Annotated in this window: 12 protein-coding genes; 7 read left to right on the forward strand and 5 right to left on the reverse strand. The window is 71.6% G+C overall.

The window, feature by feature from the left end; genetic code table 11:
- Positions 1-2 precede the first annotated feature (2 nt).
- A complete protein-coding gene (locus OG206_RS27575) occupies positions 3-467 on the reverse strand; it encodes a hypothetical protein (RefSeq protein ID WP_442805905.1) in 465 nt (154 codons plus the stop codon).
- Positions 468-975: 508 nt separating this feature from the next.
- Between OG206_RS27575 and OG206_RS27580 the strand changes: the two genes are divergently transcribed.
- Genes OG206_RS27580 through OG206_RS27595 form a run of 4 tightly spaced genes read left to right on the forward strand, consistent with a single transcriptional unit; the run spans position 976 to position 5,263 of the window.
- Complete coding sequence (locus OG206_RS27580) at positions 976-3,789, forward strand: sensor histidine kinase (protein ID WP_327120746.1); 2,814 nt, start codon at positions 976-978, stop codon at positions 3,787-3,789.
- On the forward strand, positions 3,786-4,229 hold the full coding sequence (locus OG206_RS27585) for a roadblock/LC7 domain-containing protein (protein ID WP_327120748.1): 444 nt from the start codon (positions 3,786-3,788) through the stop codon (positions 4,227-4,229). The genes OG206_RS27580 and OG206_RS27585 overlap by 4 nt, the downstream gene beginning before the upstream one ends.
- A 10-nt stretch (positions 4,230-4,239) precedes the next feature.
- The gene (locus OG206_RS27590) at positions 4,240-4,677 is read left to right on the forward strand and encodes a DUF742 domain-containing protein (protein ID WP_327120750.1); all 438 of its coding nucleotides are present in this window, start codon (positions 4,240-4,242) and stop codon (positions 4,675-4,677) included.
- Positions 4,658-5,263, forward strand: coding sequence for a GTP-binding protein (locus tag OG206_RS27595; RefSeq protein ID WP_327120752.1), 606 nt, complete (start codon positions 4,658-4,660; stop codon positions 5,261-5,263). Before OG206_RS27590 ends, OG206_RS27595 begins: the two co-directional genes overlap by 20 nt.
- A 142-nt stretch (positions 5,264-5,405) precedes the next feature.
- Here OG206_RS27595 and OG206_RS27600 read toward each other — a convergent pair whose 3' ends face one another.
- Both OG206_RS27600 and OG206_RS27605 read right to left on the reverse strand, forming a co-directional pair.
- Positions 5,406-5,753 (reverse strand): DUF962 domain-containing protein, encoded by a 348-nt coding sequence (locus tag OG206_RS27600; protein WP_327120754.1) that lies wholly within the window; start codon positions 5,751-5,753, stop codon positions 5,406-5,408.
- Between the two features lie 121 nt (positions 5,754-5,874).
- On the reverse strand, positions 5,875-6,681 hold the full coding sequence (locus tag OG206_RS27605; protein WP_327120756.1) for a M15 family metallopeptidase: 807 nt from the start codon (positions 6,679-6,681) through the stop codon (positions 5,875-5,877).
- Positions 6,682-6,741: 60 nt separating this feature from the next.
- Between OG206_RS27605 and OG206_RS27610 the strand changes: the two genes are divergently transcribed.
- Positions 6,742-7,239, forward strand: a complete 498-nt coding sequence (locus OG206_RS27610) for an NUDIX domain-containing protein (protein WP_327120758.1) — start codon at positions 6,742-6,744, stop codon at positions 7,237-7,239.
- An 18-nt stretch (positions 7,240-7,257) separates the two neighbouring features.
- Here OG206_RS27610 and OG206_RS27615 read toward each other — a convergent pair whose 3' ends face one another.
- A complete protein-coding gene (locus OG206_RS27615; RefSeq protein ID WP_327120760.1) occupies positions 7,258-9,627 on the reverse strand; it encodes a glycoside hydrolase family 31 protein in 2,370 nt (789 codons plus the stop codon).
- A gap of 221 nt (positions 9,628-9,848) precedes the next feature.
- Between OG206_RS27615 and OG206_RS27620 the strand changes: the two genes are divergently transcribed.
- Together OG206_RS27620 and OG206_RS27625 are read left to right on the forward strand one after the other, a co-directional pair.
- A complete protein-coding gene (locus tag OG206_RS27620) occupies positions 9,849-11,825 on the forward strand; it encodes an acetoacetate--CoA ligase (RefSeq protein ID WP_327120762.1) in 1,977 nt (658 codons plus the stop codon).
- 78 nt (positions 11,826-11,903) lie between these two features.
- On the forward strand, positions 11,904-12,818 hold the full coding sequence (locus OG206_RS27625; protein ID WP_327120763.1) for a hypothetical protein: 915 nt from the start codon (positions 11,904-11,906) through the stop codon (positions 12,816-12,818).
- 74 nt (positions 12,819-12,892) lie between these two features.
- Here OG206_RS27625 and ptsP read toward each other — a convergent pair whose 3' ends face one another.
- Positions 12,893-14,563: a phosphoenolpyruvate--protein phosphotransferase gene (gene ptsP, locus OG206_RS27630; protein ID WP_327120765.1), complete on the reverse strand. Its 1,671-nt coding sequence runs from the start codon at positions 14,561-14,563 to the stop codon at positions 12,893-12,895.
- Positions 14,564-14,625: the final 62 nt, after the last annotated feature.

Consider the following 14,625-nt stretch of genomic DNA (forward strand, 5'->3'; position numbering starts at 1 on the left):
GGTCAGGCCCGGGAGAGCCGGCCTTCGCCCCGTCGCCGTATCCGGTCCTCCCTGCGTATCCGCGCTTTGGCCGCGCGCCTGGCCGCCCGGCGCTCCCGGCGCATGCGGCGGGCCGTGCTGGCGGGCAAGGAGACCACTCCGTTGCGCTGGTTCCACACCTGCCGGGTCACCCACACGTCCAGCACCGACCACGTCGCGCCCACCGTGCCCGCCACACCGATCAGAACCATCGGGAAGGCGAGCCAGGACCCGGCCAGGGTGCACAGGAAGGCCACCATGGCCTGAATGACCGTCAACGACATGATCAGGACGGCGCGCACGGCCGCCGTACGCACCGGGTCCGGCATCCTCCGCCGTATCGCCGGCTCCTCGATCCACAGCTGCCGCGGGATCGTGCCGTGCGCCTCCGCGGACCCCGCCCCCGGCTGTTCCGGCGGCGCCGCCCCCCTGCGTTCTTCCGTATCCAAGGACCTTCAACTCCCCACCGCAGTCCGACTCAGGGGTGGCTGCCCGGCCGGCGCCCGTTCTACGCGGGCGAGGCCATCCGCCTGTCGCACGTACCCCCGTGAGGTCCTTCTGCCCCGTACATCTGGACGAACGCCAGGTCGTGAAGATTCCCGTCGTGCACCCCATCAAGCCCCTCATGGTGACGGAACGAAGAATTCCAGCCAACTGCCGTGTGAGGATGCACCGTCTCCGGCCAGGGCTTCTCTGTCGCTTTCGCGAATTTCTTCACCGGGAATACCGGAACAAATGGTGAGCAACTCCGGCCCGGGAGGCCGGAAAGCACCCGGACACGCCTTCGAGTTACCCGCAAGTCAGTAGTAGGCTCGCGCCGTTTGTTGACGGAACACCGACGCATGCGCGGCGGAGACCGCGGCAGGAGCACGGGCCGACCGGCAGAACAGGGAACACGCACCAACCGGAACACCGACACAAGCACCCCCGTCACGCGGGGCCGAGCTGGGGGAGGCCATGCGCTTTCGCGGGAAGTCCATCCGCAGGAAGATCGTGGCGTTGCTCCTGGTGCCGCTCGCCTCCCTCACGGGCCTGTGGGTCTTCGCCACCTACGTCACCGGGCGCGAGGCCAACGAGCTGATGGGCGCCGGCGCCATCGTGGAGAAGGTCGGGCACCCACTCGAGGACACCATCCGCGCCGTCCAGGACGAACGCCGGCAGACCCTCGTCTACCTCGCCGACCCACGGGCCTCCGACGCCCTCCCCCTGCTGCGCCGTCAGCGCGCGGCGACCGACCGGATCGTGGCCGACGTCCGGCTCAGCGCCCGGAGCAAGGACGTCCGCGACAAGCTCAGCCCCGAGTCCGAAGCCCGGCTCGAGTCGATCCTCGGTGAGGTCGACGGGCTGGACGCGCTGCGCGGATCGGTGGAGAAGCGCACCATCGACCGCACCAGGGCGCTCGACTTCTACAACGGCCTCGTCGACCCCTGCTACCGCTTCCTGAACGGTCTCCACCAGATGGAGAACGTGTCGATGGACAAGCAGGTCCGCGCCCTGGTCGGCGTGTCCCGTGCCCGCGAGATGCTTTCGCGCGAGGACGCACTGGTCGCGTCCGGCCTCGTCGCCGGCCGGCTCGGCGCCCCCGAGCTGCGCGTCGTCTCCGACCTCGCCGCCAGCCGCACTCTCCTCTACGACGTCAACCTCGAACTCCTGCCGGAGAGCGAGCGCGCGCGCATGGAGCAGTACTGGAGCAGCCCCGACTCCGAGCCCCTGCGCACCGCGGAGCAGAAGCTCATCGCCGCGGGCCCCTTCACGAAGCCGGGCGCCGTCGACATCGAACGCTGGCAGGAGGCCGCTCCGCCGGCCCTGGAGCACCTGGCCAACGACGGCACGGAGATGTCCAACCGCTTCCAGGACCGGGCCGAGCCCGCCGGCTACCGCGTCCTGATCCGGGCCGGTGTCGCCGGTGTACTCGGGTTCGTCGCTCTGCTCGTCTCGGTCTTCGTATCCGTGCGGGTGGGACGTGAGCTGATTCGCGACCTCTCCCGCCTTCGCAAGGACGCCCACGAGGTGTCCGGGGTGCGACTGCCGAGCGTCATGCGGCGGCTCGCCGCCGGCGAACACGTCGACGTCGAGACCGAGGCTCCGCACCTCAGCTACGAACGCGACGAGATAGGCCAGGTGGGCCAGGCGCTGAACACCCTGCAGCGGGCCGCCGTCGAGGCCGCGGTCAAGCAGGCGGACATGCGCCGGGGCGTCTCCGAGGTCTTCGTCAACCTCGCCCGCCGCAACCAGGTGCTCCTGCACCGTCAGCTGACGCTCCTGGACACCATGGAGCGTCGCACGGAGAACAGCGACGAACTCGCCGACCTCTTCCGTCTCGACCACCTCACCACCCGCATGCGCCGGCACGCGGAAGGCCTCGTGATCCTCTCCGGGGCGGCCCCGTCCCGGCAGTGGCGCAAACCCATCCAGCTCATGGACGTGGTACGGGCGGCGGTCGCGGAGGTGGAGGACTACGAACGTATCGAGGTCAGGCGCCTGCCCCGCATCGGCGTGGGCGGCCCCGCCGTCGCCGACCTGACCCACCTCATCGCGGAACTGCTGGAGAACGCGACGGTGTTCTCGCCCCCGCACACCGCGGTGCAGGTGCACGGTGAACGCGTGGCCAACGGCTTCACGCTGGAGATCCACGACCGCGGGCTCGGGATGGCGCCGGAGGTCCTCCTGGACGCCAACCTGCGACTCGCCGAGACACCCGAATTCGAGCTGTCCGACACCGACCGGCTCGGCCTCTTCGTCGTCAGCCGCCTCGCACAGCGGCAGAACGTCCGGGTGTCGCTCCAGACATCTCCGTACGGGGGCACCACGGCCGTCGTCTTCATCCCGTCCCAGCTCCTGACCGAGGCCCCGGACACCCACGGCACCGGCTTCCGCCTCGACCGCCGGGCGGAGAAGGCGCTCGGCAGCGGCCGGGCCGGTACCCGCGTGCCCGGCAGTGACAAGGCGCGCAGGGACGGGATCGCGGACGAGGACATCCCCGGCAGGCCGGGCGGACTGGCCCCGGTGCCCACGGGGCTCACGGACCCCCCGGTCCTCGACGGTCCCATCGAACTCGACGGCCCGGTGGGCGCACTGGAACTCACCGACGACCCGGCGCTGGACCGCGCCCTCGATCCGGCACTCGGCCCCGTCCTGGACGGCGTGTCCGACCTGGAGGACACCGAGAGCGAGCGGGGCGGCATCTTCCGGGCCCGTGATCTGCGGCGGGACGCCGACCGCGAACAGCACCAGCAGGCGTTCGACCCTTCGGAGGGACGCCCCGCCGACGTACGGCCCATGCGGCCCGCCGGACCGGTCCCGCTGCCCCGCCGCAAGCCGCCGACGCTCGTCACGGACCGGGGACGCAGAGTCGGCCACGGCGGCCGCTCCCACCCCGCGGCACCCGAAGCGTTCACGACCGTACCGGGCGCCGGCTCCCGGGAGAGTGCCGGCGCCCCCGCGGACACAGGGGCTCAGGAACGCCCCCGCACTCAGGATCGCCCCGGGACCGCCCCGAGGCCGGTCGCGCCGGACACCGTGGGCGGGCTCCCGCGAAGGATCCGCCAGGCCAGCCTCGCCCCACAGCTCCGGGAGGACTCCGCAGCGCGGGCCCCCGGTATCGCCCCCGCCGCAACGGACGACGACCTCGAACGGGACGCGGACGACGTACGCAATCGCATGGCTTCGCTTCAGCGCGGCTGGGAACGCGGCCGTCGGCAGAACGCCGAGGACGTGACCGGCCACGGCGAGACAGCACCAGGAACCACTCCGGGAGGGGACGGTCGATGACCGCACCGAACGACGCAGCACACAACGCCGCACGCCAGGGCTCCGGCGAGCTCAACTGGCTCCTTGACGAACTCGTCGAGCGCGTCGCGAGCATCCGCAAGGCGCTGGTCCTCTCCAGCGACGGCCTCGCCACCGGCACGTCGCAGGACCTCACCCGTGAGGACAGCGAGCATCTGGCGGCCGTCGCCTCCGGATTCCACAGCCTCGCCAAGGGCGTCGGCCGCCACTTCGAGGCGGGCCGGGTACGGCAGACCGTCGTCGAGCTCGACCAGGCCTTCCTCTTCGTCACGGCCGCCGGAGACGGCAGCTGTCTCGCCGTCCTGGCCGACGCGGACTCCGACGTGGGTCAGGTCGCGTACGAGATGACCCTCATGGTCAAGCGCGTGGGCGCCCACCTGGCCAACGCCCCCCGGACCACCGGTATGCCCGCCGGAGGGTGAGGGGCAGGGCATGAGCGCCGACTCCGTCCGGGACGCCGCGTCCGGAAGACCGTCCGTAAACACCGGAGCGGACGCCTCGCGCTGGTACGACGCCGATGCGGGGCCGGTGGTCCGGCCCTACGCGATGACCCGGGGGCGCACCAGCAGCGCCACCCGTCACCGTCTCGACCTGATCGCGATCGTCGTCCCCGAACCGGCGGCCGACGATCCCGGCCGGGACCAGACGCTCTCCCCGGAGCACGTGGAGATCGTCGAACTGTGCAGCGACATGCCCCAGTCCATCGCCGAACTCGCTTCCGGCCTCGACCTCCCCGTCGGGGTGGTCCGGGTCCTGGTCGGTGACCTCGTCGAGGACGAACTGGTGCACGTCACCCGTCCCGTTCCGCCGGCCGAGCTGCCGGACGTGAACATTCTCCGCGAGGTGATCAATGGCCTTCGGGCGCTCTAGCCGCAGGAAGCGGCCCGTCGAGCCCGTCACCCTGAAAATACTGGTCGCGGGCGGCTTCGGAGTGGGCAAGACGACCCTCGTGGGGGCGGTCAGCGAGATCAGACCCCTGCGCACGGAGGAACGGCTGAGCGAGGCGGGCCGTCCCGTCGACGACGTCGCCGGGGTCGAGAGCAAGAACACCACCACGGTGGCCATGGACTTCGGCCGCATCACCCTGCGCGAGGACCTGGTCCTCTACCTCTTCGGCACGCCGGGGCAGGACCGCTTCTGGTTCCTGTGGGACGAGCTGGCCCAGGGAGCCCTGGGGGCGGTCGTCCTCGCGGACACCCGCAGGCTGGAGGACTGCTTCGCCGCGGTCGACTACTTCGAGCGCCGAGGCATCCCGTTCACGGTGGCCGTCAACCTCTTCGACGGCGCCGGGCAGTTCCCCACCGACACCGTGCGGGCGGCGCTGGACCTCGACCCCGGGGTACCCGTTCTGCTCTGCGACGCGCGGGACCGGTCCTCCGTACGGGACGTGCTGGTCGCCGTCGTCGAGCACGCGCTGGCCCGCGCCGACCAGCTCCGGGAACCCGCCAGGACGTGACGCCCGGGCGACCGCACGGAACGCGGCCCGCACCCCCGCCGACCGGGGTGCGGGCCGCGCGTGCGGTGCGGCACCGCAGCGGGCACGGAAGGAGTCTTCAGCCGGGGTGACGGACCGCCGACCCCGGGTACCTGGTGGGTCGTCAGGCGTTCTCGGCGAGCCACTTCGACGCGGTCTCCGCCAGTTCCGCGTCACGGCCCGCCAGCATCATCCCGATCATCTGCGCGTCGCCCCGGAGCGACCAAGCCGGGTGCCCGAAGGTGGCCGGATTGTTCTTCTCGATGAGGAAGTGCGCCGGCCACGCCGTGCCGTACCCGATCAGCGGCAGCGCCATCACATACCGCTTCCGGCCCCGGGCCAGACCGTAGGCGGTGATCGCCAGCCCGGTCAGCGTCCCGGTCAGATGGACCCACCGGGTCGCCGCCCTGGAGTGCATGGCGACGTAGTAGGGCCAGAACTCTTCATACGAACCGAACGTCTGCTGAGACATGAAGGCACCGTAACGGCTCCGGCGGCAACCGGATACGGCAGTTCCGCGTCCGTCAACATGAACGGGCGGTCGGAGCCCACGGGGGTGGTCCCGGTCGCCCGTTCCCCTGGCGTGGCGGCCGTCAGTGGCCTGCGACGGAACGCCGGGCCACCGGGAAGTCGAAGTAGGTGTCCGGGAAGAGCTCGGGCTTGTAGGTGAAGTGCCACCATTCCTCGGCCAGGTTCACGAAGCCAAGGCCGGTGAGCGTGCTCCGCAGGAACTGCCGGTTCGTGCGCTGGACCCCCTGGATCCGCGGGTCGTCCGTGTGCGACAGGGTGTCGAAGCAGTCGTAGCCCGTGCCCATGTCCACGGAGTTGTCGGGGAAGCGCTCGGCCTTCGGGCCGTAGCAGGGAGCCAGGTCCTCGCCCGGCTCGTACGGCCTCGTCGGCAGCGCGGGCAGCTTCACGAGAGTGAGGTCGACCGTGCTGCCCCGGCTGTGACCGGACTTCTCCGCGATGTAACCGTCCTCGAACAGGCGTGTCTTGTCGACCAGCGGATAGAACTCGCCCTTCATCTCCTGGTCGCCGAGGTCCTTCGCCCAGCGCACGAAGTGGTCCACTGCCCGCTGCGGCCGGTAGCAGTCGTAGACCTTGAGTGAGTAGCCCTTGCGCAACAGGCTCCGCTGGGCGGTCCGCAGGGCCCGGGCCGCGGGGCGGGTGAGGATGCATACGGGCCGGCGGTAGCCGTCCACCGGCTCGCCCATGAAGTTGTGCGCGGTGGTGTAACGCATCTCGGTGATGATCGTCGGATCGACGGAGCGGAGGTCGACGAACTCCCGAGGAGCCTTGGGTTCGGGCGATGCCGATGCCGCTGGCGCGGCGGCCGCCAACGCGAGCAGGGCGGAGCCGGCGGCGGTCAGGGCACGGAGGACACGAGCGATTCCTGTCATGGCCCACCGTCTATCAGCTTCGGGGCCGCAGGAGAAGGGTGATCGGATACAGTCCCGCCCGTGAAGGACCCACACTGCGGCACCTGCGGAGCCCTGTACGCCGCCGACACCTGGCCCCGCACCTGCACGGCCTGCGGCCGCACCGCCTACCGCAATCCACTTCCCGTCGCCGTCGCGCTCCTGCCGGTCATCGCACCGCACGGCACCGGCCTCGTCGTCATCACCCGTACCATCCCCCCGCACGTGGGCGGCATCGCGCTGCCCGGCGGCTTCATCGACCGGACCGAGGACTGGCGCCACGCCGTCGTGCGCGAACTGCGTGAGGAGACCGGCATTCCGGCCGACGAGGCAGAGGTACGCCTCGCCGACGCCCTCAGTTCGCCGGGCGGACACCTGCTCCTCTTCGGGCTCCTCCCTGCCCGCCCCGCCGAAGAGCTCCCGCCCTCCGTGCCGACCGACGAGACCACCGGACACCACGTGCTCCACGCACCGGTCGAACTCGCCTTCCCGCTGCACACCGAGGCCGTGCGCGCCTGGTTCGCGGGCCGCTACCGCTAACCCGCGGCCGAGCGGTCCCTACCGCCGGGCTGCTTCCGGCAGACCGCGCACCCGGACCGGATACGGCACCGCCCCCTCCCCGCCGTCCCGCTCCACGACCACGCGGCCGCCCACGAGGCGCGACGTGTACCGCTCGACCTTCGCCCGCTCCCACCCGTCGCCCACGTCCCGCACGACCACCCCTCGGCCGGTGCGTCCCGGGGACGGAGCCCACACCTCCAGCTCCAGCTCCCCGCCCACGCCCCGCACCGGCAGCACGGCGCCGGCCCGCGCCAGCACCGGGACGCGTGACAGCGGCGCGTCGAGCACCACCTGGCCCGGCCCTTCGTACTCCCGGCCGGTCGCCGTGTCGTACCACCGGCCCCTCGGCAGCCGGACGGCCCGGCGGACCGCACCCTCCTCGAACACCGGCGCCACCAGCAGCCCGTCGCCCAGCAGAAACGCGTCCTCGCACGCACGCAGCGCGCGGTCCCCGGAGGCGTTCCACCACAGAGGCCGTACGTACGGAGCGCCCGTCAGCCGTGCCGTGTGCGCGAGCGTCACGAAGTACGGGTGCAGCCGCTCCCGCTCCTCCAGCACACCCCGGGCGTGGGTGAGCACCTCCGGCCCGAACTCCCACGGCTCCCGGCGCCCCGCGTCGATCGCCGCATGCGTGCGGAACAGCGGCATGTAGGCACCCAGCTGGAACCAGCGCAGATACAGCTCGGGCGACGGCGACCCGTCGAAGCCGCCCACGTCGGGCCCCGAGTACGGCACCCCGCAGAGGCCGAGCCCCAGCACCAGCGCCAGCGACGCCCGAAGACCCGGCCACCCCGTGGCCACGTCACCGGACCACGTACCGCCGTACCGCTGCATCCCCGCCCAGCCGGAACGCGAGAACAGGAACGGCCGCTCCTCGGGCCGCAGGCGGCGCAGCCCCTCGTAACCGGCCCTGGCCATCGTCAGGGCGTACACGTTGTGCGCCTCGCGGTGGTCCCCGCCCCGCCCCTCCAGCACATGGCGCGCCGACCGGGGCAGCGACGGATCCCCGAAGGCCGAGAAGGACACCGGCTCGTTCATGTCGTGCCACACCCCGGAGAACCCCTGGCCGAGCCGCTCCTCGTACAGGCCGCCCCACCACTCCCGCACCAGCGGATCGGTGAAGTCCGGATATACGCACTCACCCGGCCACACCTCACCGAGCACCGGACGGCCCGACGGATCACGCACGAACGCGCCCTGCCCGCCGACCTCCCCGCCGCTGTCGAACACGGCGTTCCCCGGGGACGCCCGCACAGCCGGATCGACGATCGACACCAGGCGGACACCGTCCTCCCGCAGTTCCTTGGCCAGCGTCGGCAGCCCCGGGAACCGCTCACGGTCCACGGTGAAGACCTGGTGCCCGTCGTAGTGGTCGATGTCCAGGTGCAGTACCGAGAGCGGAAGACCCCGCTCCCGGTACCCCGCGACGATCCGCCGCACCTCCTGTTCGCTGCCGAACCCCCACCGCGCGTGCTGCGGCCCCAGCGCCCACGACGGGGGCAGCGCCGGCGCACCCGTCAGCGCGGTCCAGCCGCGCAGCACCCTGGCCGGTGTTCCCACGACCACCCAGCAGCGGAGAGGACCGCCCTCCATCCGCACTTCGCACGTACCCGGCCGGTCGTGCCCCGACCCCGCGCCCTCCACCCCCTCCCTCAGCGTCACCCTGCCCGACCAGGAGTTGTCGTGGAACGCCAGATGGGTCCCCGCGTCCGAGACCACCACCTGCACCGGCATCGTGAGGTACAGCGGATCGTCCCCAGGACCGAAACGGCCCCCGGGATCGGTGTTCCACAGGCGGTACGTGCCTTCCCGCAGCCTCGGACCGCCGGCCCGGCCGCCCAGCCCGAAGAAGCACGCGTCGGCGGGCACTTCGGACTTCTGCACCCACCGGGCCGGACCGCCCGCCACCGGCTCCCACCAGCGCGGCGGCAGGTCACGGCGAAGCACCACACCGCCCGGGGTCCGCAGTTCCACCGCACCGTGCCGCGACACGGCGACGGTCAGCCGCTCCGACACCACCTGCCAGCCGCCGTCCTTGTCCGGCTCCAGCCGAGCCCGTCCGTCCGGCTCCGGCTCGTCACCCGGCAAGGCGTACGACGGCAGCGGCCCCGCACCGTCCCACGACCAGAACACCGCACCGCCCACCGCCACCCGCACCCGCAGTTCCGAGCGGGCGAACCGCACCACACCACCGCCCGGCCCCGGCTCCGCACTGACCAGGAGACCGGGCACACGGGCCCGCTCCGCACCGCGCGGCGCCAGCGCCCGCGCGTCCGCACGGCGACGCCGCCACGCCGAGCGCACCGTGCGCATCCCCTGCACAGAACCGACCATTTTCACCGAGCGCACCAGGTCACGACCATCCATGCGGGTCACCCTGCCATCCGCCGGGACGTGAGAGTGCTCCGTTCAGCTTCCGTTCACCTGTGGCCCCACCACACAGCCGGACACACAAGCATGGCCGGGGGACCCTGGTGCGCAAGACGATCACATGGCATCGTCCGGTAGTGCCGTTCACGCGCACACCCCAGCCCGTGCGCGCGACGCACGCACACCCCGCGTACACCCCGAAATTCCAGGGAGCCTCCATGACCTCTGCAGCCGGCGACGCCCCCCTCTGGCAGCCCGGGCCCGAGCGCATCGAGGCCGCCGCCGTCACCCGCTTCCAGCGCTGGGCGGCCGAACATCACGGCGCTCCCGCCGACGGCGGTTACGCGGCCCTGCACCGCTGGTCGGTCGACGAGCTCGACACGTTCTGGGCGGCCGTCGCCGACTGGTTCGACGTACGCTTCTCCACCCCCTACGAAGCCGTCCTGGGCGACCGCACCATGCCCGGCGCCCAGTGGTTCCCGGGCGCCACCCTCAACTACGCCGAGCATGCCCTGCGCACGGCCGACGACCCGCTCCGCGCCGACGCCCCCGCCCTGCTGTACGTCGACGAGTCCCACACCCAGGTGTCCGTCAGCTGGCACGAACTCCGGCGCCAGGTGGGCTCGCTCGCGGCGGAACTGCGCGCCCTCGGCGTCCGCCCCGGCGACCGGGTCAGCGGATACCTGCCCAACATCCCCCAGGCCGTCGTCGCGTTCCTCGCCACCGCCGCCGTCGGCGGCGTCTGGACCTCGTGCGCCCCCGACTTCGGCGCGCGCAGCGTCCTGGACCGCTTCCAGCAGGTCGAACCCGTCGTCCTCTTCACCGTCGACGGCTACCGCTACGGCGGCAAGGAACACGACCGCACTGCCACCGTGGCCGAGCTCCGGGACGAACTCCCCACCCTGCGCGCCGTCGTCCACATCCCGCTGCTCGGAACGCACGCACCGCAGGGCGCCCTCGACTGGTCGGCACTCACCGCCGCCGACACCGAACCCGCCTACGAGCCGGTCCCCTTCGAGCACCCGCTCTGGGTCCTCTACTCCTCGGGCACGACCGGACTCCCGAAGGCGATCGTTCAGTCCCAGGGCGGCATCCTGCTCGAGCACTTCAAGCAGATCGGCCTGCACTGCGACCTCGGCCCCGACGACCGCTTCTTCTGGTACACCTCCACCGGGTGGATGATGTGGAACTTCCTCGTCTCCGGCCTGCTCACCGGCACCACCGTGGTGCTCTACGACGGCAGCCCCGGCTACCCGGACATCGGCGCCCAGTGGCGCGTCGCCGAGCAGACGGGCGCGACCCTCTTCGGCACCTCCGCCGCCTACGTCATGGCCTGCCGAAAGGCCGGCGTCCACCCCGGCCGCGACCAGGACCTCAGCCGCGTGCAGTGCGTCGCCACCACGGGTTCCCCGCTGCCGCCCGACGGCTTCCGCTGGCTCCACGACGCGGTCGCGGAGGACCTGTGGATCGCCTCGGTCAGCGGCGGGACCGATGTCTGCAGCTGCTTCGCGGGCGCGGTCCCCACCCTGCCCGTCCACATCGGTGAACTGCAGGCGCCCTGCCTCGGCACCGACCTCCAGTCCTGGAACCCCGCCGGTGAACCGCTGACGGACGAGGTCGGTGAACTCGTCGTCACCGCACCCATGCCCTCCATGCCGGTCCGCTTCTGGAACGACCCCGATGGCAGCCGCTACCACGACAGCTACTTCGACATGTATCCCGGCGTGTGGCGCCACGGCGACTGGATCACCCTCACCGACCGGGGCTCGGTCGTCATCCACGGCCGCTCGGACTCCACCCTCAACAGGCAGGGGGTACGCATGGGTTCCGCGGACATCTACGAGGCGGTCGAACGGCTCCCGGAGATCCGCGAGTCGCTCGTCATCGGCATCGAGGAACCGGACGGCGGCTACTGGATGCCCCTCTTCGTCCACCTCGCCGAAGGCGCCACGCTCGACGACACCCTCCGCGACAGCATCAAGCGCACCATCCGCGAGAACCTCTCCCCACGCCACGTACCGGACGAGGTCATCGAAGTGCCCGGCATTCCGCACACCCTCACCGGCAAGCGCATCGAGGTCCCCGTCAAGCGACTGCTCCAGGGCACCGCCCTGTCCAAGGCGGTCAACCCGGGATCCATCGACAACCTCGAACTGCTCCACTTCTACGAGGAGCTCGCCCGCGAGCGCCGCTGATCCGGCCGCGGCGCGGACCGTTGTCAGTCCCCCTGATTACGCTGAGTGAGCATCGATCGACCGCGTACAGGGGGACTCATGACGCACACCGAGCAGTTCAAGCGCATCCGGCAACGCTCCGACACATCCATGCGACGAGCGCTCCGCCGCGAAGCACCGACTACCGTCGGCCTCCTGGTCGACCCCGAGGACTTCGCGGCGATGCGTCACTACCGGAGCTTCACCTTCGACGATCACGCCGTCTACCTGCGGCAGATCGACGGACTTCTCCGATCACTCGCGGCACAGGGGAAGCACACCACCGTCGCACTCTTCGATCCCGGGGACTACGCCGACTTCTGCACCGAGTCCGGCATCGAGCCGGACGCGCACGCCAGCCGCAGCCGCTTCACCGCCGAGATCGCCGCGACGGGCCCCACCGTGGAGTACACCGGCCAGCACATCGACACCCTGGTCCCCGACCTGGTCTCACGAGCAGCCCGCCGGGCGACCTGGGAGTACGCCACGCTGCTGCTGGCCGACCTCGGTGACTGCGCCGACTGCGGGCAGGACATCGGCAGAGCCGCCTTCGACCGGGCGTCACACCTCCTGATGCGGCTCATGGACACCGCGGGCCCGGGCACCCACCACATCGTGTGCAGCACCCCGGCACAGTCGGAACAGCTCCTCGCCGTCGTCCGCACCTCGCGGGACACCGAAGGCCAGGCCCTCCTCGAGGCCTCGGAGGGAGCGGAGTTCGCCACCGTGCTCGCCGTCGGCGTCGCACTCCGGACGCCGGGCGGCGTCGTCCTGCGCACCACCGCTCCCGACACGCCGGACCGGGTGCACGGCTGGCGTCTGCAGAGCGGCAGCCTCCTCCCGCTCACGGCGGGGGAGGTCTTCAGCGCCTACTGCACGGATGCCGACACGGGCGAACCGGTCCCGCCCGAGCAGGGTGTCGAGTACTGCGCCGGATTCGACCTCGGCGCCGACGAACCCGAGGCACACCACTGACGTGCGAAGGGGTTCCCACCGCCCACGGTGGGAACCCCTTCACGACCCGGCCCGCACGAGCGAGCCGTGACACGTCACTCGCCCGACAGCACCGCCTGCGCCGCGAGGCGCGCCTCCTCGGCGGAGTCCGCGGCGCGTGCGGCGGACGCCGCGCGCTCGCACTGCGCGAGCGTGTGCTTCGCCAGCGTCGCCCGCACATAGGGAATGGACGCGGCGCCCATCGACAGAGAGGTGACACCCAGACCCGTGAGCACACAGGCGAGCAGCGGGTCCGACGCGGCCTCACCACAGACACCGCAGCTCTTGCCCTCGGCCCTCGCGGCATCGGCGGACAGAGCCACCAGGTCGAGCAGCGCAGGCTGCCACGGGTCCTGCAGCCGGGAGACGGCGCCCACCTGACGGTCGGCGGCGAAGGTGTACTGCGCCAGGTCGTTGGTACCCAGCGAGAGGAACTCCACCTCCTGCAGGATCGACCGGGCCCGGAGAGCGGCGGACGGAATCTCCACCATCGCCCCGAACTTCGCCTGGAGACCTGCCTCGCGGCACGCGTCGGCGAACGCCTTGGCGTCCGCGCGGTCGGCGACCATCGGCGCCATGACCTCGAGGTACACGGGCAGCCCCTCGGCCGCCCGCGCCAGCGCCGTCAACTGGGTCCGCAGTACATCGGGGTGGTCCAGCAGGCTGCGCAGACCGCGTACACCCAGTGCCGGGTTCGGCTCGTCCGCCGGAGTCAGGAAGTCCAGAGGCTTGTCGGCGCCCGCGTCCAGCACCCGCACGACGACACGGCCCTCGGGGAACGCCTCCAGCACCGCCCGGTAGGCCGCGATCTGCTTCTCCTCGGAAGGAGCCTGCTTGCTGTCGTCCAGGAACAGGAACTCCGTCCGGAACAGGCCCACACCCTCGGCGCCGGCCTCGACCGCCGCCGGCACGTCGGCGGGACCGCCGACGTTGGCGAGCAGCGGCACCTTGTGACCGTCAGAGGTCGCACCGGGACCGGTCACCGCGGACAGAGCCGCCTTGCGTGCCGCGGAGGCGCTTTCCATCTCGGCGCGCTTCTCCGGGCTCGGCTCGACGAAGATCTCACCCGTGCTGCCGTCGACGGCGACGACCGTACCCTCGGCGATCTCTCCCGCCCCGGGAAGGGCCACGACGGCCGGAACGCCGAGCGCACGCGCGAGAATCGCGCTGTGGCTGGTCGGGCCGCCCTCCTCCGTGACGAAACCGAGCACCAGGGTGGGGTCGAGCAGGGCCGTGTCCGCCGGAGCCAGGTCACGCGCGATCAGCACGTACGGCTCGTCGCTGTCGGGCACACCCGGCATCGGGACACCGAGCAGCCGCGCCACGATCCGGTTCCGCACGTCGTCGAGGTCGGCGACGCGCCCCGCGAGGTACTCCCCGGCGTTGGCCAGCAGAGCCCTGTACGCCGCGAACGCGTCGTACACGCCGCGCTCGGCGGTGCTGCCCACAGCGATACGGCGCTCGACATCGGCGATGAGTTCGGGGTCCTGCGCCATCATGGCCTGGGCCTCGAGCACGTGTTGTGCCTCGCCACCCGCCAGATTGCCGCGCGCGATGAGGTCGGCCGCGACAGCTTCCACGGCCTGACGGGCACGCCCCTGCTCGCGCTCGGCCTCTTCCGCCGGGATCTGCTTGGCCGGGGGCTCGAGAACCGCCGTACCCATGTGCCTGACTTCGCCGATGGCCACACCGTGGCTCACGCCGACGCCTCGCAGCGTTGTCTCCATTTCACCCGTCTCCGCTCGTGGGGTGGCCTTGCCACCGCTGTTGTCGCCCAACTGGCCTGTTA

This window comes from Streptomyces sp. NBC_01341 (assembly GCF_035946055.1).
GTDB lineage: Bacteria > Actinomycetota > Actinomycetes > Streptomycetales > Streptomycetaceae > Streptomyces.

Coding starts and splice junctions, on each gene's coding strand:
- OG206_RS27620 (WP_327120762.1), top strand. CDS start 9,849: ATGACCTCTGCAGCCGGCGACGCCCCCCTCTGGCAGCCCGGGCCCGAG.
- OG206_RS27615 (WP_327120760.1), bottom strand. CDS start 9,627: ATGGATGGTCGTGACCTGGTGCGCTCGGTGAAAATGGTCGGTTCTGTG.
- OG206_RS27580 (WP_327120746.1), top strand. CDS start 976: ATGCGCTTTCGCGGGAAGTCCATCCGCAGGAAGATCGTGGCGTTGCTC.
- OG206_RS27595 (WP_327120752.1), top strand. CDS start 4,658: ATGGCCTTCGGGCGCTCTAGCCGCAGGAAGCGGCCCGTCGAGCCCGTC.
- OG206_RS27625 (WP_327120763.1), top strand. CDS start 11,904: ATGACGCACACCGAGCAGTTCAAGCGCATCCGGCAACGCTCCGACACA.
- ptsP (WP_327120765.1), bottom strand. CDS start 14,563: ATGGAGACAACGCTGCGAGGCGTCGGCGTGAGCCACGGTGTGGCCATC.
- OG206_RS27590 (WP_327120750.1), top strand. CDS start 4,240: ATGAGCGCCGACTCCGTCCGGGACGCCGCGTCCGGAAGACCGTCCGTA.
- OG206_RS27585 (WP_327120748.1), top strand. CDS start 3,786: ATGACCGCACCGAACGACGCAGCACACAACGCCGCACGCCAGGGCTCC.
- OG206_RS27605 (WP_327120756.1), bottom strand. CDS start 6,681: ATGACAGGAATCGCTCGTGTCCTCCGTGCCCTGACCGCCGCCGGCTCC.
- OG206_RS27600 (WP_327120754.1), bottom strand. CDS start 5,753: ATGTCTCAGCAGACGTTCGGTTCGTATGAAGAGTTCTGGCCCTACTAC.